Source organism: Vibrio sp. Hal054 (assembly GCF_037162405.1).
Classification (GTDB): domain Bacteria; phylum Pseudomonadota; class Gammaproteobacteria; order Enterobacterales; family Vibrionaceae; genus Vibrio; species Vibrio diazotrophicus.
Genome location: NZ_JARLUT010000001.1, coordinates 1,306,522 through 1,332,065 on the forward strand (window position 1 = coordinate 1,306,522; position 25,544 = coordinate 1,332,065).

General features: G+C 41.3%; 19 protein-coding genes and 4 pseudogenes. 15 read left to right on the forward strand and 8 right to left on the reverse strand.

Features of this window, described 5'->3' with window-relative positions; all coding sequences use genetic code 11:
* Positions 1-18: 18 nt before the first annotated feature.
* The 5 genes and pseudogenes from P4S58_RS06060 (at position 19) to P4S58_RS06080 (ending at position 6,260) form a co-directional block, all read left to right on the forward strand.
* Positions 19-504, forward strand: coding sequence for a LacI family DNA-binding transcriptional regulator (locus P4S58_RS06060; protein WP_237292750.1), 486 nt, complete (start codon positions 19-21; stop codon positions 502-504).
* A 183-nt stretch (positions 505-687) separates the two neighbouring features.
* Positions 688-1,779 carry a glycerol dehydrogenase gene (locus P4S58_RS06065; protein WP_337163177.1) on the forward strand — a complete coding sequence of 364 codons (1,092 nt, stop codon included), beginning with the start codon at positions 688-690 and terminating at the stop codon, positions 1,777-1,779.
* A 172-nt stretch (positions 1,780-1,951) separates the two neighbouring features.
* On the forward strand, positions 1,952-3,949 hold the full coding sequence (locus P4S58_RS06070) for a methyl-accepting chemotaxis protein (protein WP_337163178.1): 1,998 nt from the start codon (positions 1,952-1,954) through the stop codon (positions 3,947-3,949).
* Between the two features lie 10 nt (positions 3,950-3,959).
* On the forward strand, positions 3,960-5,192 hold the full coding sequence (locus P4S58_RS06075) for an ABC transporter substrate-binding protein (protein WP_337163179.1): 1,233 nt from the start codon (positions 3,960-3,962) through the stop codon (positions 5,190-5,192).
* Positions 5,193-5,397: 205 nt separating this feature from the next.
* A pseudogene (locus P4S58_RS06080) lies at positions 5,398-6,260 on the forward strand (IS5 family transposase).
* 328 nt (positions 6,261-6,588) lie between these two features.
* Here the strand turns inward: P4S58_RS06080 and P4S58_RS06085 are convergent.
* The 3 genes from P4S58_RS06085 to P4S58_RS06095 form a co-directional block, all read right to left on the reverse strand.
* Complete coding sequence (locus P4S58_RS06085) at positions 6,589-7,164, reverse strand: SDR family oxidoreductase (RefSeq protein ID WP_337163180.1); 576 nt, start codon at positions 7,162-7,164, stop codon at positions 6,589-6,591.
* Between the two features lie 302 nt (positions 7,165-7,466).
* Positions 7,467-8,387 (reverse strand): IS5 family transposase, encoded by a 921-nt coding sequence (locus P4S58_RS06090; protein WP_337163182.1) that lies wholly within the window; start codon positions 8,385-8,387, stop codon positions 7,467-7,469.
* A gap of 157 nt (positions 8,388-8,544) precedes the next feature.
* Positions 8,545-9,729 carry an MFS transporter gene (locus P4S58_RS06095; RefSeq protein WP_237292740.1) on the reverse strand — a complete coding sequence of 395 codons (1,185 nt, stop codon included), beginning with the start codon at positions 9,727-9,729 and terminating at the stop codon, positions 8,545-8,547.
* Positions 9,730-9,884: 155 nt separating this feature from the next.
* Here P4S58_RS06095 and P4S58_RS06100 point away from each other — a divergent pair, with 155 nt between their 5' ends.
* Positions 9,885-10,769, forward strand: a complete 885-nt coding sequence (locus P4S58_RS06100) for a LysR family transcriptional regulator (protein WP_337163184.1) — start codon at positions 9,885-9,887, stop codon at positions 10,767-10,769.
* A gap of 293 nt (positions 10,770-11,062) precedes the next feature.
* Here the strand turns inward: P4S58_RS06100 and P4S58_RS06105 are convergent, their stop codons facing one another.
* Both P4S58_RS06105 and P4S58_RS06110 read right to left on the reverse strand, forming a co-directional pair.
* Positions 11,063-11,968 (reverse strand): TIGR03571 family LLM class oxidoreductase, encoded by a 906-nt coding sequence (locus tag P4S58_RS06105; RefSeq protein WP_337163186.1) that lies wholly within the window; start codon positions 11,966-11,968, stop codon positions 11,063-11,065.
* Positions 11,969-12,100: 132 nt separating this feature from the next.
* Positions 12,101-13,006 carry a LysR family transcriptional regulator gene (locus P4S58_RS06110; RefSeq protein ID WP_014232174.1) on the reverse strand — a complete coding sequence of 302 codons (906 nt, stop codon included), beginning with the start codon at positions 13,004-13,006 and terminating at the stop codon, positions 12,101-12,103.
* Positions 13,007-13,124: 118 nt separating this feature from the next.
* On the opposite strand from P4S58_RS06110, the gene dkgB reads away from it, so the two are divergent.
* Both dkgB and P4S58_RS06120 read left to right on the forward strand, forming a co-directional pair.
* Positions 13,125-13,925 (forward strand): 2,5-didehydrogluconate reductase DkgB, encoded by an 801-nt coding sequence (dkgB, locus tag P4S58_RS06115; protein WP_014232173.1) that lies wholly within the window; start codon positions 13,125-13,127, stop codon positions 13,923-13,925.
* Position 13,926: 1 nt separating this feature from the next.
* Positions 13,927-14,259 carry a MoaF-related domain-containing protein gene (locus tag P4S58_RS06120; RefSeq protein WP_041170234.1) on the forward strand — a complete coding sequence of 111 codons (333 nt, stop codon included), beginning with the start codon at positions 13,927-13,929 and terminating at the stop codon, positions 14,257-14,259.
* 278 nt (positions 14,260-14,537) lie between these two features.
* Here P4S58_RS06120 and P4S58_RS06125 read toward each other — a convergent pair.
* Positions 14,538-14,756: pseudogene (locus tag P4S58_RS06125) on the reverse strand (IS5/IS1182 family transposase); the annotation flags it as partial.
* A 64-nt stretch (positions 14,757-14,820) separates the two neighbouring features.
* Between P4S58_RS06125 and P4S58_RS06130 the strand changes: the two are divergent.
* A protein-coding gene (locus P4S58_RS06130) for an IS3 family transposase (RefSeq protein WP_373279109.1) occupies positions 14,821-15,953 on the forward strand; the annotation gives its coding sequence in 2 pieces (ribosomal slippage) (positions 14,821-15,073 and positions 15,073-15,953; 1,134 coding nt in all).
* 17 nt (positions 15,954-15,970) lie between these two features.
* On the opposite strand, the pseudogene P4S58_RS06135 reads toward P4S58_RS06130, so the two are convergent.
* A pseudogene (locus tag P4S58_RS06135) lies at positions 15,971-16,623 on the reverse strand (IS5 family transposase); the annotation flags it as partial.
* 312 nt (positions 16,624-16,935) lie between these two features.
* On the opposite strand from P4S58_RS06135, the gene P4S58_RS06140 reads away from it, so the two are divergent.
* From P4S58_RS06140 to P4S58_RS06165, 6 genes and pseudogenes are all read left to right on the forward strand, one after another.
* Positions 16,936-18,033 (forward strand): alkene reductase, encoded by a 1,098-nt coding sequence (locus tag P4S58_RS06140; protein WP_337163188.1) that lies wholly within the window; start codon positions 16,936-16,938, stop codon positions 18,031-18,033.
* An 8-nt stretch (positions 18,034-18,041) separates the two neighbouring features.
* On the forward strand, positions 18,042-19,130 hold the full coding sequence (locus P4S58_RS06145) for an alkene reductase (protein WP_337163189.1): 1,089 nt from the start codon (positions 18,042-18,044) through the stop codon (positions 19,128-19,130).
* A 64-nt stretch (positions 19,131-19,194) separates the two neighbouring features.
* Positions 19,195-20,136: an alcohol dehydrogenase catalytic domain-containing protein gene (locus P4S58_RS06150; protein ID WP_237292730.1), complete on the forward strand. Its 942-nt coding sequence runs from the start codon at positions 19,195-19,197 to the stop codon at positions 20,134-20,136.
* Positions 20,137-20,363: 227 nt separating this feature from the next.
* Positions 20,364-20,659 (forward strand): annotated as a pseudogene (locus P4S58_RS06155) (Dabb family protein).
* Between the two features lie 29 nt (positions 20,660-20,688).
* Positions 20,689-21,123, forward strand: coding sequence for a putative quinol monooxygenase (locus P4S58_RS06160; RefSeq protein ID WP_237292729.1), 435 nt, complete (start codon positions 20,689-20,691; stop codon positions 21,121-21,123).
* Positions 21,124-21,597: 474 nt separating this feature from the next.
* Positions 21,598-23,148 carry a sensor domain-containing diguanylate cyclase gene (locus tag P4S58_RS06165; protein WP_337164525.1) on the forward strand — a complete coding sequence of 517 codons (1,551 nt, stop codon included), beginning with the start codon at positions 21,598-21,600 and terminating at the stop codon, positions 23,146-23,148.
* 714 nt (positions 23,149-23,862) lie between these two features.
* Here P4S58_RS06165 and P4S58_RS06170 read toward each other — a convergent pair.
* Entirely contained in the window at positions 23,863-25,524 is a 1,662-nt protein-coding gene (locus P4S58_RS06170; RefSeq protein WP_337163191.1) for a methyl-accepting chemotaxis protein, read from the reverse strand.
* Positions 25,525-25,544: the final 20 nt, after the last annotated feature.

Genomic DNA, 25,544 nt, shown 5'->3' on the forward strand with positions numbered 1-25,544 from the left:
TGATGCATGGGGCTAGGTATGAGATTAAGTGATCTCGCTAAGTTAGCTGGTGTGTCTAAAACGACGGCGAGTTATGTATTAAGCGGCAAAGGTGACCAATATCGAATCAGTTTACCCACACAGAACAAAGTATGGGCACTAGCCGAGCAGCATAACTATCGACCTCATATTGCTGCTAGAGTGTTACGTGGAGGTCGAAGTCAACTGGTTGGCGTTGTATTACCTAATTTGCACGAGCCAAAGGCAATGAAATGTTTGGCGAGAATAGAAAAACTCTCTCGAAAACTCGGGTATCGTCTTTTCATCAGTTGTAGTGAATCCTCAGATACGTGTGCAGAAGATTTGTACCGCGATATGTTGCTGCAAGTCGATATTGCGGTCTGGATAACTCAAAATCAAAACGAGTTAGGCCTACAAACTGATGTGCAAGTGCAATACCCAAGAGCAGACAAACCGACCATCAAGTTGATGGAAGCTATTATACGTAAAAAAGAAAAACAGTAATGACGTCGCTATTTAAAGTTGCCAATCGGATAGTACTTTCCTACTAACAGCTGTGTCAGAGAACATAGATTGGTGTTCAAAAATACTATTGAGTGAAGATTTGTACTATTCCCGCAGGATGACTTTGTTGTTCAAATGGAACAGAAAAAGTATTTAAATCATTATTATAAGTAGAGGTAAATTATGATTACAACGACAGTTTTTCCAGGTCGTTATGTTCAAGGTAAAGGTGCTAGAAAGCTTCTTGGTGAAGAGCTTCAACGATTTGGACAAAAAGGTATGATGATTTGTGACCCGTTTGTTTATGACAATATTTTGTCCGAGTTTGAATCCTATTTAAGTCAAGTAGAGGTTGATATTGTCTCTTTTTCTGGGGAATGTTGTGATCAAGAGATTTCTCGATTAGTCGATCGCTTAAAGAGCCGAGGCGGGCAGTTTGTCGCTGGCCTTGGTGGCGGCAAAACCATTGATACCGCTAAAGCAGTCGCGCACTTTGCTGAGGTTGCTGTGGCAGTTGTTCCTTCTTTAGCCGCAAGTGATGCCCCTTGTAGTGCGCTTTCGGTTATTTATACACCGCAGGGTGAATTCGATCGTTATTTGATTCTGCCGCAAAACCCTAACTTGGTTTTAGTCGATAGTGAAATCATTGCTAAAGCCCCGACTCGTTTGCTAGTGGCTGGTATGGGTGATGCTCTAGCTACTTGGTTTGAAGCAAATTCTTGTATGCAAAGCTTCGCGACTAATATGACAGGTCGCTTAGGATCGATGTCAGCATACGCGCTGGCAGAGCTTTGTTACAACACTTTGTTAGAATATGGTCATCTTGCCAAAGTATCGAATGATGAAGGGGTAGTAACCACAGCGTTGGAGCGTGTTGTTGAAGCCAATACATTGCTCAGTGGCTTAGGTTTTGAAAGTGGCGGCCTTGCAGCTTCGCACGCTATCCATAATGGTCTAACTGTACTAGAGCCAACTCACTCCTATTTACATGGTGAAAAGGTTGCGTTTGGTGTTCTTGCCTCACTATACCTAACAGGTAAAGATCCACAAACTATCGAGCAGGTTTACCAGTTCTGTGAACAAGTCGGTCTTCCAACTACGCTGGCGGACATAGGTCTTGAACAAGTAGATGATGCTGATCTAGTTCGAGTAGCACAAGCGGCATGTGCCGAAGGTGAAACCATTCATAACGAACCTAACCCAGTTGATCCAGACGCGGTGTTTGCCTCTATTAAAGCCGCAAACGCAGAAGGTTGTCGACGCAAAAGCTCTTAGTTTCAAATAGCGAACCCATACCAAATGTCAATTTTGCGTTATCAACTACAATTTAATCAATCCATTCAGAACGTGAATAAAAGAGGCTTCTTGTCGGAGTCTCGTCCTACAACAATAAGCGGAGCTAGGTGTGTTCGATTTGCCGAAGGCTCCATATAAAAGGGGGCTAAAATTGAGTTTAACTGTAATTAGTCGCACCATATTGGGCTTTAGTATCGTTGTTTCTTTGATGACACTCTTGGCGGGGATGGGCTTCTATGCCCAAAAGCAATCATCAAGTGCCTATAAAGAAACAGCAGAAACGCTAATTCCAATCATGGAGCGTAGCTACCAACTTGCCATTATCGCGCAAAACGTTAATAGAGCTGTGAGTCAACATGCTAATGCTCTCAATAATCAACAACGCAATCTGCTAGAGCAAGAGTTTGATGCCGCCGTCAAACAATATAAGGACCTGCGTTCTTCATTGAGCAGCTCTTTAGCAGATCAAGCTGAGTTCAATCGTTTGTTGGAACAAGCTGATCAAGCCTTCTCTCAAGCATTTGCTTTGGGACAACAGCAAATAAGCGCTACAAATGAACTGGCGACGACACGAGATGTTTCGCGCGCCGAGATACAGAACTACACTGCAAGATGGATTACTTTCGATGATGAGAGAGATGCAGCAGTGTTACTTGCTAGTAATCTAAGTTTGGTAGAAAGCTTCGCGGTTTCAGTTATTGCCGATAGCTTAACCCTTGCACAAGCAACCCTAGGTGGCGTTAGTAACATTGAAAATTTGGATCTGCTCAATAACATTAAGCAAAAACTATCCACCAATGCGTTAAAAACCGTTTCTCGAATAGAAAAACTTACCGATATGGCACCGAACTCAGCCGAGAAACTTAAGCCCTTTGTAGAGTTCCTTAATTTCTCGGTTAACGATGAGCGAGGCTATTTATCTCTGCAGATCAAGTTGGTCTCATTGGGTGAACAGATAAATAAAAACCTTGTTGAAATCGGTTCATTGGTCAATCGAGGTGCGAACAAGCTTGATGAACTATCTCAATCTATAAACGCATTAGTGGCGAGTACTAACCAGAAAGTGGAACAAGGTGCTGACTCAAATATTCTAATGACTTCGATGTTGTTTATCGTGGCGATAGTGGTCAGTGTTTTGATCGTGTTGAGTCAAATTCAGAGTATTAAGATGCCACTGAAAAGTATCACCAATGCACTCGCTGCATTAGGCAATGGTCAGATCGATCAGCATATCGTTCTTAAGAAGAAAGATGAGTTTGGTGAGATTGCTGGTGGCATTAATCAACTCACCAATAAACTTGGTGGTGTGCTTTCCGAGCTAAAAGAGAGTTCAAATACGCTTTCTAATTCGGCTCAGGGTGCACTCGATGTAGCAACTAAATCAGAAGAGATGTTGGAAAGCCAGAAATTTCAAACTAGTTCAGTTGCTACAGCGGTTACCGAAATGGAGTCTGCGGTGTATGAAGTGGCGAGAAATGCAGAATCTTCATTGGGGCAAGTGTTAGCAATTCGCGAATTAGCATCCACAGGTAAGTCGAAGATGGATATGTCGATTAACTCGATTAACGAGCTTGATTCAGACATTAAATCGGCGGCTCAAACCATAGGTCAGATGAAGCAAGAGTCTGAAAATATTGAAGGGATTCTTGAAGTGATAACCGGTATTGCAGAGCAAACTAATCTACTCGCTCTTAATGCGGCCATTGAAGCCGCTCGCGCTGGGGAACAAGGTAGAGGCTTTGCTGTTGTTGCAGATGAAGTGCGCAATCTAGCCAGTAAAACGCAGAGCTCGACGGAAGAGATTTATCGTATGATTCAGTCACTGCAAAAGATCTCGACGTCCTCTGTAGACATTATGCAGAAAAATAGTCAAACCGCGAAAGAGGTGGTGGATAACTCTCAACATGCGGCTACTTCGTTGCTGGAAATTTCAGCTGCCATTGATTCTGTTGCGAATATGAGTGAACAAATCGCGTCTGCCGCGCAAGAGCAGTCCCATGTGTCGAAAGAGATTACGGAAAATGTAGTGGCTATTTCTGACTCAGCGGACCAAATACATCAACTATCGCGGGGTAATCGACGAACCTTTGAAGACTTAATGTCGCTTTCAGACCAGCAAGCGAAAATCACAGAACAGTTCAAGATGTAGGGAAAAGACAATGAAGAAACTCACACTCACATTATGTCTATGTGCTGGATTTGTTTACGCTGACTCTTCGGTTGAAGTATTGCATGGTTGGTCATCCGGTGGTGAAGCTGCTGCTGTAGAAGTGTTAAAGAATAACCTACTTGAACAGGGCATTGAATGGAAGGACTTAAAAATCGCTGGGGCAGCAGGCGCCAACGCTCAAAATTATCTTCGTGTGCGAGCAGCCTTTGGTAATCCACCAACAGCGGTGCAAATGGGTGGAACCAAATTGACTGAATGGGCTTCTGAAGGGGTGATGGCAAACATTAACAGCGTCGCGCAACAGGGTAACTGGGATCAAATCGTCCCGCCAGCACTTCAGAAATTCTCAAAATATGAAGGTAAATGGGTCGCTTCTCCTGTCGGGGTTCACCGAACTAATTGGATATGGGCCAACAAGCAGATCTTTGATGAGCTAAATATTGCAGTTCCAAAAACGTTTAACGAGCTAATGGTTGCTGCTAGCTTAATTCAAGCATTTGGTTATATTCCGTTCGCAGGTGGCGGCCAAACTTGGCAAGAAGTGACCATTTTTGACAGTGCGGTACTAAGTGCAGGAGGCTTAAAATTTTATCGCAAAGCGTTTGGAGATTTGGATTATAACAGTTTAAATAGCGATACAATGGCTCAAGCATTTGAACAGTTAAGGCAGTATCGCGGCTATGTTGATGCTGACTACCCTGGGCGGGATTGGAACAAAGCCACAGCTATGGTGATGCGTGGTGATGCCGCGATGCAAGTCATGGGTGACTGGGCTAAAGGCGAGTTCATTAACAATGGTAAAGTGCCAAACAAAGATTTCCTCTGTTTCCAATATCCAGGCACTGATGGTGCCTTTGTATTTAATTCTGACCAGTTTGGAATGTTTGATGTGTCTCAAGAGAAGAAAGGGGCGCAAGAGACCATGGCGAAAGCGGTCATGGAGCCGGGATTTCAAGCTAAGTTTAATCAAGTTAAAGGTTCTGTTCCGCCAAACTTAGAAGTTAGCGGTGATGGTTTTGATGCTTGTGCTAAGAAATCGATGGCTGATTTGAAGCAAGCAGTAAAGCAAGACTCTATGGTAGGCAGTATCGCACATGGTCATATGGTGTCGAGCGAAGTTCAAAGTGCAATTTATTTGGTCGTTGGTGAGTTCATGAACTCGAACATGAGTGCAGAAGATGCGTCTAAAGTACTCGCTGACGCTATTGCTTTTCTTAAATAGCGACTTAGGTGTATGATTCATAGAGATGGTTTCAATTTTCCTAGCTAAAGATCAAGCTTGTAATTCTGCTAGGCTTTGTTGCAGAAATCGAATCAACTAAATCAGAATCTTACGATCAGATCAGGTACATTCATTCACTGACTTTAGTTTCATGCCGAAGCCTCGCTACAAAACCACTAATTAGCGCAAGTACAATAACTCACTCATCAACCGAGGTTCACTCACGTTTTAGATTGGCGAAGAAGCGATAACTGAGTGGAAACAACCTAAACAGGGTAGGCGTGGTAGACCACGATTGTTTAGTGACTTAGCTATCACGACTGCTCTCATGGTAAAGCGCATTTTTTCCTTGCCTTTAAGGGCTTTGCAAGGCTTTATCTACTCGGTTTTTAGATTGGCAAATGTTCCATTGGTTTGTCCCCACTATACCTGCATAAGTCGCCGAGCAAAGGATGTCGAGGTTTGCTTTTAAACCTCTTCACGAGGCACTATTCAGCACCTAGCCATTGATGCAACTGGACTTAAGGTATACGGTGAATGGAAAGTGAAAAAGCATGGAACCGATGGTAAGCGCCGAGTCTGGCGTAAACTCCATCTTGCCGTTGATACCGATACTCATGAAATTATCGCAGCTGAGCTGACACTATCAGGCGTGACAGATTCGGAAGTACTCCCCAATCTACTCAAACAAACACGCCGAGTCATCAAGGTGATCTCGGGAGATGGTGTATACGATACAAGGGAGTACCACAGGGCGATTAGGGTTAAGAAAGCGATATCTCTAATCCCTCCGCGTGAAGAAGGAGCATCCTTCTGGGAAAAGGAGCATCCACGCAATCTGGCGGTTGGCTGCCAGAAACTCTATGGGTCGAACAAAAAGTGGAAACAGAAGTATGGTACCACAGACGTTCACTGTCTGAAATCGCTATGTGTCGCGTGAAACAGTTACTTGGCGCCTCACTCACTTTTCGTAATTACAATGCACAAGTTGGGGAGACTTACGCCTTGATCAAAGCCCTCAACAAGTTAACTGGGATAGGTATGCCCGAAACTCAGTGTGTCGTTTAAAAAGTGTACGATTTAGCTAGCATCCGCTCTTTAGCAGAGTTCTGCAACAAAGCCAACTAAAAATATAGTCCCTTAATCCAATTTAATTAGCTATAGAATATCTTTATCTTCTTCATCCCACTCCCAAGTGATGTTAAAATCACCAATGCTCATAAGGATTGATCGTACGTAGAAGAAAATTATAATGATGGCGAACAGACCTAAAATATACATTACCAAGGTAACCTCGTACCGTCATAAAGTAAAAAAGAACCAGAATCAGTATCCGTACATTTATTTATTAGTTCAATCATAGACTTTACGCTTTCATTTGGACTTATTTTAGCATTTACTCCCCCATGTCTGTTTGAACCCATCCTGGATGAATAGCTAATGCTTTAATTTTGTCGTCAGATAAATCGACAGATAGAGTTCTAATGACTTGATTTAGAGCAGCTTTAGATGCTCGGTAACTATATCTGCCCCCTGATTGGTTGTCATCGATACTAGCCATAATCGAAGTCATTCCTACAATAGTTTTATGCTTACCAATTTTTAGGTTTTCAACTAAAGCTTGGGTAACAAGCACTGGTGAAATAGTATTCGTGATCATTACGTTCATCCATTCCATCATATTCATTGTTCCAAAGCTTTCACATCGATTACCATCTATTCCAGCATTGTGAATTAAAATGTCAATTTCTTTACCTCTAAAATAATCAGACAATTGATTAATTTGTTCTTCTTTTGTTACATCAAGTCTATATAGGGTTATATTGTCATTTATTTCTGCAATACTGATTAAGTTTAATGAATTTTCTCGATTTCTGTAACATGCAATAACCTGACATCCTAGATTTGAATATTGGTTTACAAACTCTAAACCTAGACCTCTATTGGCACCGGTAATAAATACTGTAGGCATGAATATGTCCTATTTTAAATAACTTATTTATAGTCATAGCAACTGTTGACTTAGCTACTATTCAAATATTTCGTAAGTTATAAAAGTCAATCTGTGTTAATTTTACGATGTGATTCGTAATGTTTTTATTTTATCCATATTAATTTGGTAGTAAAATAGCATTTATAACAAAAGTGTTTATTAGTAATGGCAATATTGTCGATATTTATTCTGGCTATATTATATGAGTTATTTTTAGAGTTGTTATGGGCTTTGTTGCTGAATTCAGCTTACGAGTAGACGCTAGCTAAATTGTACATCTTTTAAACGACACACTGAGTTTCGGGCATACCTATCCCAGTTAACTTGTTGAGGGCTTTGATCATGGCGTAACTCTCCCCAACTTGTGCATTGTAATTACGAAGAGTGAGTGATGCTCCAAGTAACTGTTTCACACGATACATAGCGGTTTCAGGCAGTGAACGTCTGTGGTAACCATACTTCTGTTTCCACTTTTTGTTTGAGCCATAGAGTTTCTGGCAGCCAACCGCTAGATTGCGTGGATGCCCCTTTTCCCAGAAGGCTGCTCCCTCACGCGGAGGGATTAGAGATATCGCTTTCTTAACCCTAATCGCCCTATGGCATTCTCTTGTATCGTATGCGCCATCTCCCGAGAGCTCCTTGACGGCTCTATGGGTTTGTTTGAGTAGATTGGGGAGTACTTCCGCATCAGTCACGCCTGATAACGTCAGCTCAGCCGCGATAATTTCATGAGTATCAGTATCCACAGCAAGGTGGAGTTTACGCCAGACTCGACGCTTACCATCGGTTCCATGTTTTTTCACTTTCCATTCGCCCTTACCGTATACCTTGAGTCCAGTTGCATCAATGGCTAGGTGCTGAATTGTGCCTCGTGAAGGAGTTTTAAAACAAACCTCTACATTCTTAGCTCGGCGACTTATGCAAGTATAGTGGGGACAAACCAAAGGAACATTCGCCAATTTAAAAACGGAGTCGATAGAACCTTGCAGCGCCCTCAAAGGTAAGGAGAAGATACGCTTTACCATAAGAGCAGTTGTGATAGCTAGGTCACTAAACAATAGTGGTCTACCACGCTTATCCTGCTTAGATTGTGTCCACTCAGTTATCGCCTCTTCGTCAATCCAAAACGTGAGTGAACCTCTGTTGGTCAGGGAGTTATTGTACTGTTTCCAGTTAGTGGTTTTGTAGCGAGGCTTCGGCATGAAATTAAAGTCAGTGAATGAATGTCCCTGATCTGATTGTAAGGTTCTGATTTAGTTCATTCGATTTCTGCAACAAAGCCTTTAGTGTTCTTAAAAATGACAAACCCAGTCTTAGACTGGGTTTAAAGTGGCGAACTATGTATGTTCTGTTCGATTCTTATCTGTAAGAGGCTACGTATTTTTCGTTGCGTTTGTCCAAACTTCCACTGAATCGTGTAAGTAATAGGGCAACAAAAACAACCACTGATCCAATCCATGGTGTGTGCATTAGCCCAGCATTTGAAACCACCAGACCTCCGCCCCATGAACCCAGTGCTATACCAACGTTGAATGCTGCGATATTTAGGCCTGAAGCAACATCCACTGCATCAGGAGTGTATTTTTCAGCCAGTTTTACTACGTAGACTTGAAGGCCAGGAACATTGCCAAAAGCAAACGCACCCCATACTAGAATGGTAATAACTACTGCAGTTTGGTTTGTTGCTGCGACATTAAATACAAGAAGAACAACGATCAAACCAATGAAAATTGCAGTTAGCGCTTTGATCGGTCCCATCTTGTCGGCCATTTTTCCGCCCCAAATATTACCGATTGCTACAGACACACCATAAACTAGCATAATCAGACTAATTGCATTCGATCCGAAGCCTGATACCTCTTCAAGGATTGGGGCTAAGAACGTAAATGCAGTGAAAGTACCACCGTAACCTAATGCAGTGATCGCATAAACTAATAGAAGTCGAGGTTGAGTCAATACTTTCAGTTGTGATGATAGTTTAGTTGCTGGTGGTTGCTTAAGATTGCTTGGTACCAAAATAGCGCTGCCAATCAGAGCAATTAGGCCGAGAATCGCAACAATTAAAAATGTTGACTGCCAACCAAATGTTTGTCCAATCCACGTACCAAGAGGTACGCCAGTAACTAACGCAACAGTTAGACCTGTGAACATAATAGCAATTGCACTAGCTGCCTTTTCTTTAGAAACCAGACCAGTTGCGATTGTGGAGCCAATAGAAAAGAACACACCGTGAGCTAAGCCTGTTAAAATTCGAGCAGTGACCAATGTGTTGTATTCTGGTGCTTGCCACGCTAATAGGTTACCAAGTACAAACAGCGCCATTACCGCCATTAATACATATTTTCGTTTCCAGTTGCCTGTCAGCGCAGTTAAAACGGGAGCACCAATCGCAACGCCAAGTGCGTATAGGCTAACTAAAAGACCCGCTGAAGGTAACGATACATTTAAGTCTGTTGCCATTGTAGGGATTAGCCCGACAATAACAAACTCTGTGGTTCCTATAGCAAAGGCGCTAAGCGTCAATGCTAATAATGCTAAAGGCATAATATTTCTCTCTCTTAATCAGTGGACGTTAATAACCGAAACAGTTTCAACGTTTCAGTGGTTGAATTATTGAATAGAACTTAATTGTAAAAAATAGTATTTATTACAAAATACTTTTGCTAATTTTGATGTAAATGGTTCAGGGGGAATAGAGCATGTTAACTAGGTCAGATGAACTTGAGATTCTTATCACTGTCGTTGATAGTGGTGGATTTTCTTCTGCAGCAAACTCACTAGGGATTCAGGTGGCAAGGGTTTCCAGGGCAGTAAGCAAAATAGAATCTCAATTGGGTATCACACTTCTGAATAGGACAACGCGAAGGGTAGAAGTTACAGAGGAAGGCCTTCAGTTTGTTGAGTCTGTTCGTAAAGGATTACGTGAAATTCAAGAAGCTGAGGAAGATATAATTACAAGAGGTGAGCTACCTAAAGGACGGCTCAGAGTAGACGCGGCTAGTCCCTTTGTTTTACATCAACTGGTTCCATTAATTCAGCCATTTAAGGAGGCTTATCCAGATATACAACTAGATTTAACCTCTAATGAAGGATTTGTTGACTTATTGGAAAAGAGAACTGATGTTGCGATTCGAATTGGGCAATTAGCCGATTCTACATTGCATGCAAAACCGCTTGGTACTAGCCCGTTATTTATCGTTGCATCTCCGAGTTACTTGGCAAGAAAAGGGTTTCCCCAATCAACGAGCGACTTGAAACAGCATAGTTTGATTGGCTTTTCAGGACCTAAGGTTTTAAATGAATGGCCTCTTAGGGGGTTTGATATTGGAACTCCAGATCTAATATCTAGTAGTGGTGAAACCATAAGAAAACTAGTAATTGAAGGGAATGGGATTGCTTGCCTTTCAGGGTTTATGGTGAAACAAGACTTAGATTCGGGTCGACTCGTAGCATTACTAGAGTCAGAAAAAACTGTCAGCACAGGGAGAGAGCAGGTAAATGCGGTTTTCTACAAGTCATCTTCTTTATCTAAACGAATAACAGCATTTATAGATTTTATTCAGCCTAGACTTACATTGCGGTGAGTAAATTTTTGTTAAAATAACAAAAGAGTTTTTTCATTATTGGTCTAATTCGAGCGGGTCGTAGTGCGTGATCGTAAGCATTAATTGCGTATGCTCTAATTTGATTGGCTAAAGAGATCTTCTTTCCACAACATAGTAAGGTATTGGATATGAGTTGAAAAAATATTTCAAGTACTGAACAAGAGGTTTCAAGGGGGATTACCAACTCGATTTTTTGGAGCAGGCAATTGAAACCTCCTATTGTTCATGCAATGTGCCGCAATTGATTTAGTTGGCACATTGTTTCAATCAGCTTATTGGAAGTGAGGGAGGACTTCGCGAGCAATTTCTTTTAACGCATTTTCAATAGGCTGGTGATTTCTTCTGAAGTGTAAACCGATATGGTCCACCCCGATATTTTTCATAGCCTCTAGCTCGGTAATCAATCCTTTCACACCAGTCTGAACTCCAAAATGATGCCTAATGATAGGGGCATTAGGATCATCAACTAAGTCGAGGTGAATGAAACTGATATAAGGTTTATCTCCTGCAACCTTACGCCAAAGCTTAACGCGATTTTCATGGTCTTGTGGTGTACCTGGGTACGCAAGCCAACCATCTACATTTGCGCCGATCCACTCAGGATTTTGTTGAGCTAATCCCGCTACATAGATAGGAATGTCTTTAAACTCGGGGAGCAACTGAAGCCCGTCTTTGAGTTTAGAGTTATTCGTATCTTTTAGTATTTCCAGACTGTTGCGAAATACTTCACTACGGTTGTTAAAATCCACATCAAATAGTGGATACTCGCTCGGGCGATCTCCACTAGCAACACCAAGAATTAAACGATTGTTGCTTAGTTCATTGATTGTTGCGGCTGCTTTTTTAACAATCCAAGGCTCTCGTAACGGCAGAACAATAGCAGCTGTACCTAATAAGATGTTATTGGTACATGCTGATAGATAACCTAGATAACTGAACGCTTCAAAAACTTGAGCAGCATCACCAAAATTTGGATCATAAATCGGAACATCTCTAATCCAAGCTGCTTTGAAACCAAGTTCATCTGCCAGCATGATCCGTTCTTTATGTTTAGTCATATCAGGAACGCCAAATGGTTTATGTTGGAGTAAACGTTTTGTTTGGCCTTCTCGAGTCCAATCGTTATCTAAGGGTAGCTCTACTCCAATAGAAAAAGAAGTATTTAGATTTTTATGCATAATATTGCCTACCAGAAAATGTTAATATCACTTAGTGGTGAGATTTTGATCTCACTCAATGAAATTATTTCATCTTCAAAGTAAGAAAAAGTGCCTAAACGACAAAACAGTTTTGTATAAATAGGCTACACACTAAAGAAAATTGAAATTCTTGACCAATAGTTCTTCCTTTATAAAGTTAATAAACGAACTTATTCTTCTCGAGGTTCCTGCGTTTTTGTAATAAACGGCGTGGATAGGTTGTTTTACCTCACGCGAATACTCGCTAAGTACCTCCACTAAGTGGCCACATTCTCTATCTGAGTGTGTCATGAAGTCCGATAAACATGCGATGCCTGCTCCTTGAAGTGCGAGGCATCGAATAGTCTCACCATTGTCAGACCTAAGGCTGCTGTTAATTCTTAGCAACTTGTTGTTCTTATCCATAATTGGCCACTCTTTTAATGATTCAGGTTGGCTAAATCCTATCAGTTTGTGATCAAGCAATTGTTCTACCGATGATGGTGTTCCGAAATTGCTGAGGTATTCAGGGCTAGCGACCATTCTAATTCGACTATTTCCTATGAATGTCGCTCGTAACGTTGAGTCTTGTAGTTCGCCTATACGAAAAGCTATGTCAGTTTTCGTTCCTAAGAGGTCGATGTTTCCTTCACTGGAAGTTAGTTCAAGGTCTACATCTGGATAACGGGATTGATACTGTGCAATATGTGGAGTCAATGCATGCAATAAAAATGGAGTAGCAGCATTTATCCTTAGTAAACCTGAAGGATTAGATTTTTGACTTTGAAGTTGCGCTTCAGCAAGTTCCACTGCATCTAAGATCTCTCTTACTTTGTCAAGATAGATTGCTCCTTCATTCGTTACATCTAACTTACGAGTAGTCCTGTTTAGCAATGTTGTATCCAACTTGCTTTCTAGTCTTGATACTGTGCGACTGACGGCTGAAACAGTCATTGACATTAGTTTAGCCGCTGCACTAACTGAACCAGTATCAACGACGGCTACAAAGGTTTTCATTTCATCTAGAGTTGCTTTCATTGTTGATAATTTCTCAATATAGATTTGATTATTATTAACTTTACGGAAATCTTACAAACTCGTAAAGTAAATTTGAATTTTATATATCGAATAATATCAATGAGTTTAGGAGAGTTATATGAAAGTACCATCATTTGGAGTAGGAACGTTCCGTCTAGAAGGAGACGTTGTAAAAGACTCTATTAAGAATGCATTAGAAGTTGGTTATCGTGTCATTGACACTGCTCAAATTTACGGCAATGAGAAAGAGGTAGGAGAAGTTATCACACAAGCGAACTTAGGTCGTGATGAACTATTCATCACAACTAAGATCTGGGTAGATAATATGAATTCTGAGCGACTTATCCCTAGTTTGAAGGAAAGTTTGGACAAGCTTAATACTGATTATGTGGATTTAACTTTGATTCATTGGCCAGGTAGCAATAATGATGTAAAAGAATATATGACGTCATTACTTGAAGCAAAGAATATAGGGTTGACTCGTGAAATAGGGGTATCAAACTTTAACATAGACCTACTACAACAAGCTATGGATGCCGTAGGTAAAGAAAACATTGCTACAAACCAAATTGAACTTAGCCCATATTTACAAAATCGCAGCTTAGTTAAATTTATGCAGGAAAATAATATACAAGTTACATCTTATATGACACTAGCTTATGGTAAAGTTTTGGGAGATCCTGTTATTGGCGAAATCGCAGAAGAGGTTTCGGCTACACCGGCTCAGGTAGTACTCGCATGGGCATTATCTAAAGGTTACGCTGTCATTCCTTCCTCGACCAAGCGCCATAATTTGGCTAGCAATCTTGAAGCACTAAACCTTAAACTTACAGATGAAGCCATCTTCAGAATTGACTCACTGGAAAGAAATGGACGTGAAGTAAACCCTGAAGGACTTGCTCCGAAATGGAATGATTAATATGAAGTATATAGATGAAATCCCAGAATTCGCAGGTGGGTCATATCTTGTCGAGTATGAGGGATTATCTGCGATTAATACCTATAACGCCGACGCTTCTGTTGTCAGCTATGAAATTATTAGTGGTGCACTAAAGGGGACCAGTGGACAAGCAGCCTGCCAATGGAAGGTCCTAAAACAAGGGTTATATGCGATTTCATGGCAGGAAGAAAATGGAGCGACTGTCGTACATCTGGACAACTTCACTAGCGGTCAGTCTTCATCTTTCTTTACATCTAGTGATCTTGATTTTTATAGATTAGAAGGTCGCTTAAGTAAGCGTAACGGAAAATAAAAATAGGCAAATAATACAAGCTCGCTTGCTTTTAGCATTGCGAGCTTGTCATATTGGTTCTATTTTAAGTGAGTACGAATTGTCACCTAGATTAATAACATTGGAAATTGCTGAATCGTATTTACTAGATTGTAGTTGTACTATGTTTAAATGATTTTAAAAAGCAAGGGTTTGGAATATCTTTAGATGATGTAGGCTCTGGTTTAACATCAATAACTAGTTTGGGCTTTGTTGCTGAATTCAGCTTACGAGCGGACGCTAGCTAAATCATACATCTTTTAAACGATATACTGAGTTTCGGGCATACCTATCCCAGTTAACTTGTTGAGGGCTTTGATCATGGCGTAAGTCTCCCCAACTTGTGCATTGTAATTACGAAAAGTGAGTGAGGCTCCAAGTAACTGTTTCACGCGACACATAGCGGTTTCAGACAGTGAACGTCTGTGGTACCATACTTCTGTTTCCACTTTTTTCGACCCATAGAGTTTCTGGTGACCTGCTCCCCTTAATCTAGTCCAGTCTACACTTAGTAATGTTCATCCAACCAAGGAGATGATGAACATGAAAAAGCGATTCAATGAACAGCAAATCATTGCCATTTTAAAGGAAGCTGAAGCGGGTATCCCCGCCAGAGAACTTTGCCGCAAGCATGGGATCTCAGATGCAACGTTCTATACATGGCGCAAAAAATACGCAGGTCTGGATGTCTCTGAAGCTCGTCGGCTTAAAGCTCTGGAAGACGAAAACGCTCGACTCAAAAAGTTGCTGGCTGAAACGTTACTGGATGCAGAAGCCCTGAAAATTGCTCTCAGCCAAAAGTACTGACCGTCGAGGACAAGCGCAAGGCTGTTAAAGTGATTCAAGAAGGCACAAAGCTTTCAGAACGCAGAGCCTGTTTACTCGTCGGTATTCAACGCGCATCAATGCGATATCAACCTCTCACTAACCGTGAGGATGATAAGCTTCAGACTCGGATAAAAGAGCTGGCATTAGAACGGCGTCGATTTGGTTATCGTCGTATTCATCATCTTTTAAGACGAGAAGGATTTGATGTTAACCATAAGCGAGTTTATCGCTTGTACTGTGAGTTGGGCTTAATGGTTAGCAAGCGGAGACGCAGAAAATTACAGGGGGTTGAGCGCGAGCCTCTCTTGCTTCCTTCCGTGCCGAATCACACGTGGTCTATGGACTTTGTGATGGATGCTCTGAGTAACGGTCGACGGATTAAATGTCTGACAATTGTGGATGATTACACAAAAGAGTGCCTGGATATTCCTGTCGCTACGGGGATCTCGGGTGATGAAGTCGTGATCACGCTAGAGTCTATCGCTGCGTTTCGAGGTTATCCAACAGCGATACGAACTGATCAAGGGCCTGAGTTTACAGGGAAAGCCTTAGACCAATGGGCTTATCAGCATGGTGTGGTTTTAAAATTAATCCAAGCAGGAAAACCGACTCAGAATGCTTATATCGAAAGTTTTAATGGTAAGTTCAGGGATGAATGTTTAAACGAGCACTGGTTTAGGGATCTGAGTCATGCTCGTGAACTGATCAGTCTCTGGCGGATGGATTATAATGAGAATCGCCCCCACTCAGCACTGGATTACCTAACTCCATCTGAGTTCGCAGCAACAACAAGAACGGCACGAAACAACGGTAATTTAACGAGCATTACTAATGAAGTTTTGGATTAGTTCTCGGGGGCAGGTCACTGGCAGCCAACCGACAGATTGCGTGGATGCTCCTTTTCCCAGAAGGCTGCTCCTTCACGCGGAGGGATTAAAGGTATCGCTTTCTTAACCCTAATCGCCCTGTGGCACTCTCTTGTATCGTATGCACCATCTCCCGAGATCACCTTGATGACTCGGCGTGTTTGTTTGAGTAGATTGGGGAGTACTTCCGAATCTGTCACGCCTGATAGTGTCAGCTCAGCTGCGATAATTTCATGAGTATCGTATCAACGGCAAGATGGAGTTTACGCCAGACTCGGCGCTTACCATCGGTTCCATGCTTTTTCACTTTCCATTCACCGTCACCGTATACCTTAAGTCCAGTTGCATCAATGGCTAAGTGCTGAATAGTGCCTCGTGAAGAGGTTTAAAAGCAAACCTCGACATCCTTTGCTCGGCGACTTATGCAGGTATAGTGGGGACAAACCAATGTAACATTTGCCAATCTAAAAACCGAGTCGATAAAGCCTTGCAAAGCCCTTAAAGGCAAGGAAAAAATGCGCTTTACCATGAGAGCAGTCATGATAGCTAAGTCACTAAACAATCGTGGTCTACCACGCCTATCCTGCTTAGGTTGTTTCCACTCAGTTATCGCTTCTTCGCCAATCCAAAACGTGAGTGAACCTCGGTTGATGAGTTAGTTATTGTACTTGCGCCAATTAGTGGTTTTGTAGCGAGGCTTCGGCATGAAACTAAAGTCAGTGAATGAATGTCCCTGATCTGATCGTAAGGTTCTGATTTAGTTGATTCGATTTCTGCAACAAAGCCTCCTAAATATTCCAGTTCGAATCACGTATCTATCATCGAAAAGGCGATTTTAAACGAACTGTATTTTTCTTCGTAGTATTGGATTATTGCGAATTTAACAAATGTTATTTGTTTTTATAGCTATGAATGTTGTTTTGTTCATCTGTTAGTATGTCCTTAGTTAATGAAGGGGCTTGCTATGTCTAAATCACTGTTTCAACCAATTCAACTCGGTCAGTTGACCTTAAAAAACCGAATTGTTATGCCACCGATGACTCGCTCTCGAGCGAGTCAGCCTGGCGATGTCGCGAACGAAATGATGGCGACTTATTACGCGCAGAGAGCAAGTTCAGGTTTGATTGTCTCTGAAGGGACGCAAATTTCACCGATTGCAAAAGGTTATGCTTGGACCCCAGGTATTTATACACCCGAGCAGATTGAAGGCTGGCGTAAAGTTACCGAAGCTGTGCATGCTGAGAGCGGGACGATTTTCGCACAGCTTTGGCACGTTGGTAGAGTCACTCACCCAGATAACATCTGTGGCGAACTGCCGATGTCTTCATCAGCGTTAAAAGCGGAAAATGTGAAAGTATTCGTTGATAATGGAACTGATGAACCTGGCTTTGTTGATGTCGTACAACCTAGAGCGATGACAAAATCGGATATTCAGCACGTCATAGCAGAATATCGTCAAGCTGCATTGAATGCCATTGAGGCGGGCTTTGATGGTATTGAACTACATGCGGCTAACGGATATTTGATTAACCAATTTATTGACTCCGAAGCCAATAACCGTACCGATGAGTACGGTGGTAGTTTAGAAAATCGTCTTCGTTTTCTTGATGAAGTAGTTGCAGCATTGGTGGACTCGATTGGCGCTGAACGTGTTGGGGTGCGTCTGGCTCCTTTGACAACCTTAAATGGTACCGTAGATGCGAACCCTATCGAAACTTATACCGCTGCCGCTGCGTTACTGAATAAGCACGGTATCGTTTATCTGCATATCGCTGAAGTAGATTGGGATGATGCCCCTGACACGCCAGTCTCTTTTAAACGTGCATTACGAGAGGCTTACCAAGGCATTTTGATTTACGCAGGTCGTTATAATGCGGAAAAAGCTGAACACGCTATCAATGAAGGGCTAGCTGATATGATTGGTTTTGGTCGACCTTTTGTGGCTAATCCTGACCTCCCTGAGCGTTTACTTCACGGTTACCCATTAGCGGATCACGATCCAAACACGTTGTTTGGTGGCGGTGAAAAAGGGCTTATTGATTATCCAACATATAGAGCTTAGGGGGAAGTATGTTTAATGCATTTAAAGGTCAAGTACTAGAGACCAGTAACCGTATTGCCATGGCGCCGATGACTCGTTCACGAACGTCTCAACCTGGTGATATTCCCAACGAGATGATGGCGACTTATTATCGTCAACGTGCCAGTGCAGGTTTGATTGTTACCGAAGGTGCTCCTGTATCAGCCGTAAGTCGTGGGTATTCTATGACTCCAGGCATTTATACTGAAGAACACATTGAAGGTTGGAGAAAAGTGACCCAAGCTGTTCATGAGGAAGGGGGTAAGATATTTATCCAACTCTGGCATGTTGGGCGTCGTAGTCATTCTGATATTTCAGGAACACAACCCATTGCACCATCAGCGATCAAAATTCCAGATCAAGTATTCGGCCCACTACCTGAAGGCGGGTTTGGGATGGTAGAAACTGAGCAACCAAAAGCAATGAGTGCAGATGAAATCCAAGCTACAATTACCGATTTTGTTCAAGCAGCAAGAAATGCTATTGAAGCGGGGTTCGATGGCGTTGAAGTACACGCTGCACATGGTTACTTGTTCGATACCTTTTTACGCTTAGAAAGCAACCAAAGAATTGATCAATATGGGGGCAGCCAAGAGAATCGTATGCGTTTTTTGGTTGATACATTACAAGCTCTTACTAACGAAATTGGTGGTGGGAAAGTTGCCGTTCGTTTGTCTCCTCATATCGGAGAAGGTTTTGCAGGAGATGATGCTGAAATTGTTCCACTGACGTTGGCATTATTGGAAAAACTGCAACCGATGAACCTTGCGTATGTACATTTTTCAGAAAATATTTCGCGTTATGTAGAGGTGCCTGAAGGATTTCGTCAGCAGGTACGTCAGATTTACACTAATCCGATAATGGTTGCAGGAAAATTAACAAAGCAATCTGCACAACGCTTACTTGATAAGCAGTATTCTGATTTCGTTGCCTTTGGTACCCCTTTTGTAACGAACCCAGATTTAGTCGCCCGTTTTGCTCATGATTTGCCACTGGCTGAGTTTGATGCCAATGCTAGGTTAACCTTATATGGTGGCGGAGAGGAGGGCTACATCGATTATCCTACTTATCAGGTCTAATATATCAGGCATCAAGGGCAACTCCTCGGTGCCTTATGTTTTTCAATAAGCGAACGGAATTTAGATGGAACAATATCCAATTTGGCAATATCAAACAGAGAAGCATAGCCTTATTTTAGGTAAAGCAGAAAGCCCACAATTAGCTGACAATGAAGTTTTAGTGCAAAACAAAGCCATTGGTATTAATCCTGTAGATTGGAAATTTATCAAAGCAAATCCTTTGAACTGGCCTAATGGTCATGTCCCTGGTGTTGATGGCGCAGGTGTTATTGTACAAGTCGGTGCAATGGTTGACACGGATTTAATTGGGCGTCGAGTGACGTATCATTGCTCACTAAAACGAAATGGCAGCTTTGCTGAGTGTACGGTTTTAAATGTTGAGCGAGTGATGATGTTGCCCGAGAACCTAACATTTGAACTTGCAGCAGCACTACCTTGTCCCATGCTCACTGCGTGGCAAGCATTTGAAAAAATTCCGTCAACCCGACAAAGAGAAGTGCTTGTTGTTGGTTTTGGCGCGGTTAATAATTTGCTATCTCAGATCCTTGTTAATGCTGGCTATGTCGTTGATGTTGTGTCAGCTAGTCTTAGCGAAGAGCGTGCAATAAAGCTAGGTTTTCGCCTAGTTTATAGAGAGCAATCACAAATTGACATGAAATACTTCGCTATTTTTGATGCGATCAGTGGACAAAACGCGGCCCATTTAGTGCCACTGCTAAGAGCCAATGGACATATTGTTTGCATTCAAGATCGCATCCCTGAACCAATTGACCCTCCATTTACTCGCACTATTTCTTACCACGAAATAGCACTAGGAGCGTTACATGATTTTGGTGATAAAGAAGATTGGTATGTATTAATGCAAAACGGTGAAGCGTTACTTGAACGTATTTCAAAAGGTAGTGTTGAAGTTGGTTTACCAGTTACTTTTAAATTTGAACAATTGCTTGATGCATTGGAAAATAGCGAAGTTACTAAACAAAAAACGGTAATTACATTAAGCTAAGCTATATTGAGCACGTTCTTTTCATGGGGCAATTTCGTTAGGTCCCTTCAAGTTTGGTGTTAGTGCATTTAATGAACAGTGTATTTATCTCAATAAAACTAATTTAAGTTCTTATTATAAATATCTTATTATCCCCATTTTATTCGATGCTATATATTGCCAGTTAAATAGTCATATAAATCTTTTTTATAATCTAAAGAAGAGTTAGCTAATATCGAGGGATACATATGATTCGACACATTTTGCTTCAAAGGTTTAATCAATCATCAGAACTACCAGAAATAAATAGGTTAAAGGATGTTTTTGCTTCATTACCCAACAAGAACGAGGGCGTTCTCTCTGTTGAGTGGGGAGGAAATGATTGCCTTGAGGGCAAGAATCAAGGTACACACATTCTGTTTTGATGACGTTTGTTGATGATAAAGGTCGTGAAAATTATCTATATCACCCAGAGCATGATGCTCTCAAAAAAGTGTTTCGCCCATTACTTGATGAGATAGTTGTCTTTGACTTTACAGTCTAGTGCTTAAAAGTCAGCTATTTAAAATCAAAATGTCGCCTAATAAGGAGTCATGTCTGACCGGTGCTGACATCTCAAGTCATAAAAAAGAGAACCACTGTCCATTTGTTTTTAATGTTGTGTATTTTTTGCCGGATACGATTACCCGGCATTTTTCAATTGGTGATGTAATGATTCATGTATTAGTTAAATTGGTTGTAAAACAGGAAAGCGTGAGTGAGTTTTCCGATGCCCTAAAAAAACTAGTTACTGAGAGTAATAAAGAACTAGGAGTAATAAGATACGAAGCGTTTAAAGCAGATGAGGTGACATTTTTTATATTTGAGGAATGGGAATCTATTGAAGCATTGAATGAACATGAATCTTTGCCACACTTTTTGCACTTTGGTGAAATATCCAAAAAATGGTTGGATACCGTTGAGTTGTATAAAAATACATTACCTCTCAATTATTTTTTGAAAGAATAAGCTTAAACCATTTATCTAACTTATATCTTTTGAATATATAAGGGTTTTGGTCGTTGGAGTAGTACCACCTCGCTCAATTTTGAGTTGGTCGACCTGTAGTGCTAATAAGTACCACGTAAGTGTGGCAGATCCTCGGGAGGGGGAATCCATGTCATTCGTAATGAAAAAATAGGCGCTTTATATTGTATCTTTTGGGGAGAGAAGAATTTTGCCCAGCGTTTTAGCCATCAGGGTAGAAGACGTATCCGACTTTTGTCTATGGCGGGAATGTAGATGAAATGTTTCTCGATACTCCGTCACAATCATCAAGTAACGCTCAAGGCAAAATGCGATGATAGTTAGTCTGTTATACAGTTAGTCGCATTTTTTCATGAGTACGGTATAGTTACATCGTAATGCTTGTTATTACATATTTTTTAGTTCATTTAGAATGATTATTCTTCCCTTAAAAATAGGTACAGTAATTTGTCCAGAGTGGTTGATAAGTTGAATTTAAGAAAGTTGATACTTTTTTTATGTATGTTCAGTGTAGCTATTACTTTATTGAATGCCTTTTACACGGTTTATCGCGTTCAAAAAGAATTGATTCTTAGCAATACGATGGAATCCAATTGGGTTTATGCCGAAAAAATGGCGGACATGACCGATGCTTTTATTGATACCGCGATGTCTCAGTTGAACTTCAGTGCGAATATATTGAGTAAAAAGATTGGCGATACTCAAGTGTTAGACAATGAAGTGGAACGTTTAAGACTACAGACGAATGCATTCAATTCAGTGGTAGTAGTGGATTCTAAAGGCACTATCATTGCAATATCACCTGAAACATTGGCATTGAAAGGCGTTACATTAAAGCAAGACGCCGCTCGTCAATCTTTAAACGCAAGAGCGCCTCTCATTACGGACCCTTTTGTATCACCTTCTGGCAACTATATTACGAGTATCTCCCATCCGATTTATTCTGAAGCTGGCGAATACTTAGGGTATGTCAGTGGTACTTTGTATTTGGAACGCCAAAATATTTTGACAAGACTTTTGGGTAAACATAGTCATCAAGATGGTTCGTATATGTATGTCGTCGACCGTAATAAAACCATCATTTATCATCCCGATAAGAGGAGAGTCGGGCAAGTGATACTCAATAATGAGGCTATCAACGCGGTTGTTAACCGTGAAGATGGATATGGTGACATTGTCAATTCGCAAGGTGTTGATATGTTGGCTGGTTACGCGCCAGTAAAGAACTCTGGATGGGGCGTGATAGTCCAAAAGCCAAAGAATAATGCTTTAAACGGCCTTAATGAGTTAATGCTTCATGTTTTTTGGGAAGGTTTCCCGATAGGTGTGCTGACATTGATGTTTATTTGGGGAGCTTCAATTTTGATATCTCGACCACTTTGGCAGCTAGCCAGTGCTGTTACTAAAATTGGCAATCACAAGTCGACGATATCGGATTTAAACCGTATTCATGCATGGTACTTTGAAGCGTTGCACTTAAGACGGAGTTTTTTGAATGCTATGGGTGTCGTGTCAAATACCATTGATAAGCTCCATTCTGATACGTTAACGGATGCGCTTACTGGTATTTTAAATCGAAGAGGCTTAGATAAGGCGATTGAACAGTTTCAAGAGCAAAATAGACCATTTTCATTGTTGGCTTTGGACATTGACCACTTCAAGAGGGTCAATGATACATTTGGTCATCATATCGGAGACGAACTAATAAAAAGTTTATCCAAGATAATGAAAGAAGAAGCTCGAGCACAAGATGTTGTGTGCCGCTCTGGTGGTGAGGAATTTATTATTTTTCTTGCCAACACTAACCCGACTAGAGCATATGATGTAGCAGAGCGAATTCGCCGCTCAATAGAAGCCTATCATTTTGATACTGTCGGTAATGTAACAATTTCAATTGGTGTATCGCACTGGAAAGGACAAGAGGACTCTATACATGAGGCAATCAAAAATGCAGATAATGCGCTGTATAAAGCTAAGCGTAATGGGCGAAATCGCACTGAACTGTAATAGAAGGTCTTAGGTCATGGTTAGCCTCTCTTGTCAGACTATAAACTCTGGGGAGGTAAGTTCTGTCTGGTAGACTGGCTCTGTAAGATTTCTAATAGCTCAAATGATTGAAGTTTCGATTGCGCCTAGTTTAGCTACTTTGTTGTATCGAGAATCGCTATCTTCAGGGTTATTTAGCTATATACTAGGTAAGTGAACTATAGGTGACATAGGGTTCGTGAGAGTGGTTAATACAAATCTTAAAGAATATGATGATTTAGTAGATAAGTACTCAGGTGTTCTACTATCTGAATTAACAGAAGAGTTCGGAGATGAACAGACTGCACTATATGTAACAGTTTTGACTTTTGAAACTCTCTGGTTATTTCTGAAAAATAATGCTCCCCCTAACAACATTCTCAGGTGGCTACACATTCGCGCAAAATACATACAGGCGGGGAAAGTTAACAGCCACTAATCCTCTAGTCATTTGATTGTTCAAAGGTGCGACTACAAAGAATTGATGCCATATTTGGATAAACTCCCTACGCCTTCCCTTAAGATGTTGAATCGAGTTGTTAAGTAATGTATGACAATAAGTGAGCGCAGAGTTTCTGTGTAAGTGCATCATAATCAAAGACACAAAAAGTCAGCAATTTGGATTGCTGACTTTGCATACCCTATTTAGCACGAGGGAGCCGTCGTACTCCTATTTGGATTCATCGAGTTAGGGAGCTATACTTTGAAACGTTCAACCAAAGAGGATAACTCTTTAACCTTGATATTTAAGTCTTCGCTACCACGCTTATTGTCCTGAGCTAGCTTGGAAGCATCATCACTTTGTTCTGATATAACCACGACCCTCTGAGATATTTCTTGTCCAACTACACTTTGTTGGCTGGTCGCAGTGGCAATTAGAGCGTTCATGTCTAAAATGTCTTGCACAGATTCTTGGATTTTGCGAAGAGCGGAAGTCGCTGAGTTAGCTTGAGAGACAGTATCGATACTGCGTTTATGACTCTTGCCCATTACGGTAACAGCATCATCTGAAGCAGCTTTTAGGCGCTGTATGATATCGTGAATGTCTCCAGTACTGTCCTGCGTACGACTTGCTAGTTTACGGACTTCATCTGCCACTACAGCAAAGCCACGACCTTGATCTCCAGCTCGCGCAGCTTCGATGGCTGCATTCAGTGCTAACAAGTTAGTTTGCTCAGAGATCTCCTGAATAATATCAAGTGATGATGAAATGTTCTTTACATCGCCCTCAAGCTTGGATATTACAATACTTGCTTGAGCTACCTCTTCTGATAAAGCTGATACAGAACTTGCTGTAGCCACAACGACTTGATGCGCAACACTAACATTATCTTCTGCTTCCCGTGCAGAATCAGCAGCTTGACCAGCATTATTCGATATCTCTGCCGCTGTCGCTGTCATTTCTGTCATCGCTGTCGCTACTTGTTCTGTCTCTTTTTGCTGACCAGCAGAAAGTTGAGCTGAATCCGAAGCTCTCTGATTCATCGCTTTGCTCTCTTGAACAACTTGCTGACTTACATTTCTAACTTGGTTGATAATCTCTTGAAGGCTCGCTACAAATGTATTGAAATCTTCACTAAGAACATTAAATTCCCTTGCTTTAAAGCTTTCCATGCGAGCTGTCAAATCAGCATCACCACTAGCGAAAGAACGGATAGATTTACTAAAGAGTTCAAGTGGTCTCATAACGCTTCTATTCACTAGATATGCCATGAAAGCAACGCTCAGCATAACGACGACGCTAATTAGAATCAGTGTCCAAAGACTTTGATCTAATCTATCTAAAGCACTTTTTTCCATATGCATCAGTTCTTGTTCTACATCGTCGGTGTAGATACCGGCACCTAAAGTCAGATCCCATTGTGGAATATAAATAGAGTAACTAAGCTTGGGCAGTGGTGATGAACTGCCAGGTTTAGGGAAGTAATACGTTGTGAATTTTTCAGCCTTTGCATTCTTAATTAATTCTTGAACAAAATAGCTGCCATTCGAGTCCTTGAGATTATAAAAGCTTTGACCAATACCTACGTTACTTTTTCCTAGAAGTAGTCTTATGCCTTTTGAGTCATACCCAAATAGATACCCTGAATCACCGAACTTAACATTTCTCAAAAGAGAAATGGCATCTTCACGAGACGCTTTTGTTTGTTTTAGTGGAGCTAAGGCACTATCTGCGATTTCTAGGTAGGTTCGTAGTTCAGCCTTCTTCATTTCTATCATCGCTTCGTGGGCGCTAGTAATTTGATCTGAGCTTAAACGCCTGGCTTCAATCGAGGCCTCTAACATCATTGCGATAGATACAATGATCACTGGTAAGAACGACAAAACATAAAGCCGATGTCTAATGGTCAAATTCATGACGTATTCCTTTCATTATT

Coding starts and splice junctions, on each gene's coding strand:
- P4S58_RS06060 (WP_237292750.1), top strand. CDS start 19: ATGAGATTAAGTGATCTCGCTAAGTTAGCTGGTGTGTCTAAAACGACG.
- P4S58_RS06065 (WP_337163177.1), top strand. CDS start 688: ATGATTACAACGACAGTTTTTCCAGGTCGTTATGTTCAAGGTAAAGGT.
- P4S58_RS06075 (WP_337163179.1), top strand. CDS start 3,960: ATGAAGAAACTCACACTCACATTATGTCTATGTGCTGGATTTGTTTAC.
- P4S58_RS06085 (WP_337163180.1), bottom strand. CDS start 7,164: ATGCCTACAGTATTTATTACCGGTGCCAATAGAGGTCTAGGTTTAGAG.
- P4S58_RS06090 (WP_337163182.1), bottom strand. CDS start 8,387: ATGCCGAAGCCTCGCTACAAAACCACTAACTGGAAACAGTACAATAAC.
- P4S58_RS06095 (WP_237292740.1), bottom strand. CDS start 9,729: ATGCCTTTAGCATTATTAGCATTGACGCTTAGCGCCTTTGCTATAGGA.
- P4S58_RS06100 (WP_337163184.1), top strand. CDS start 9,885: ATGTTAACTAGGTCAGATGAACTTGAGATTCTTATCACTGTCGTTGAT.
- P4S58_RS06105 (WP_337163186.1), bottom strand. CDS start 11,968: ATGCATAAAAATCTAAATACTTCTTTTTCTATTGGAGTAGAGCTACCC.
- P4S58_RS06110 (WP_014232174.1), bottom strand. CDS start 13,006: ATGAAAGCAACTCTAGATGAAATGAAAACCTTTGTAGCCGTCGTTGAT.
- dkgB (WP_014232173.1), top strand. CDS start 13,125: ATGAAAGTACCATCATTTGGAGTAGGAACGTTCCGTCTAGAAGGAGAC.
- P4S58_RS06120 (WP_041170234.1), top strand. CDS start 13,927: ATGAAGTATATAGATGAAATCCCAGAATTCGCAGGTGGGTCATATCTT.
- P4S58_RS06140 (WP_337163188.1), top strand. CDS start 16,936: ATGTCTAAATCACTGTTTCAACCAATTCAACTCGGTCAGTTGACCTTA.
- P4S58_RS06145 (WP_337163189.1), top strand. CDS start 18,042: ATGTTTAATGCATTTAAAGGTCAAGTACTAGAGACCAGTAACCGTATT.
- P4S58_RS06150 (WP_237292730.1), top strand. CDS start 19,195: ATGGAACAATATCCAATTTGGCAATATCAAACAGAGAAGCATAGCCTT.
- P4S58_RS06160 (WP_237292729.1), top strand. CDS start 20,689: ATGTCGCCTAATAAGGAGTCATGTCTGACCGGTGCTGACATCTCAAGT.
- P4S58_RS06170 (WP_337163191.1), bottom strand. CDS start 25,524: ATGAATTTGACCATTAGACATCGGCTTTATGTTTTGTCGTTCTTACCA.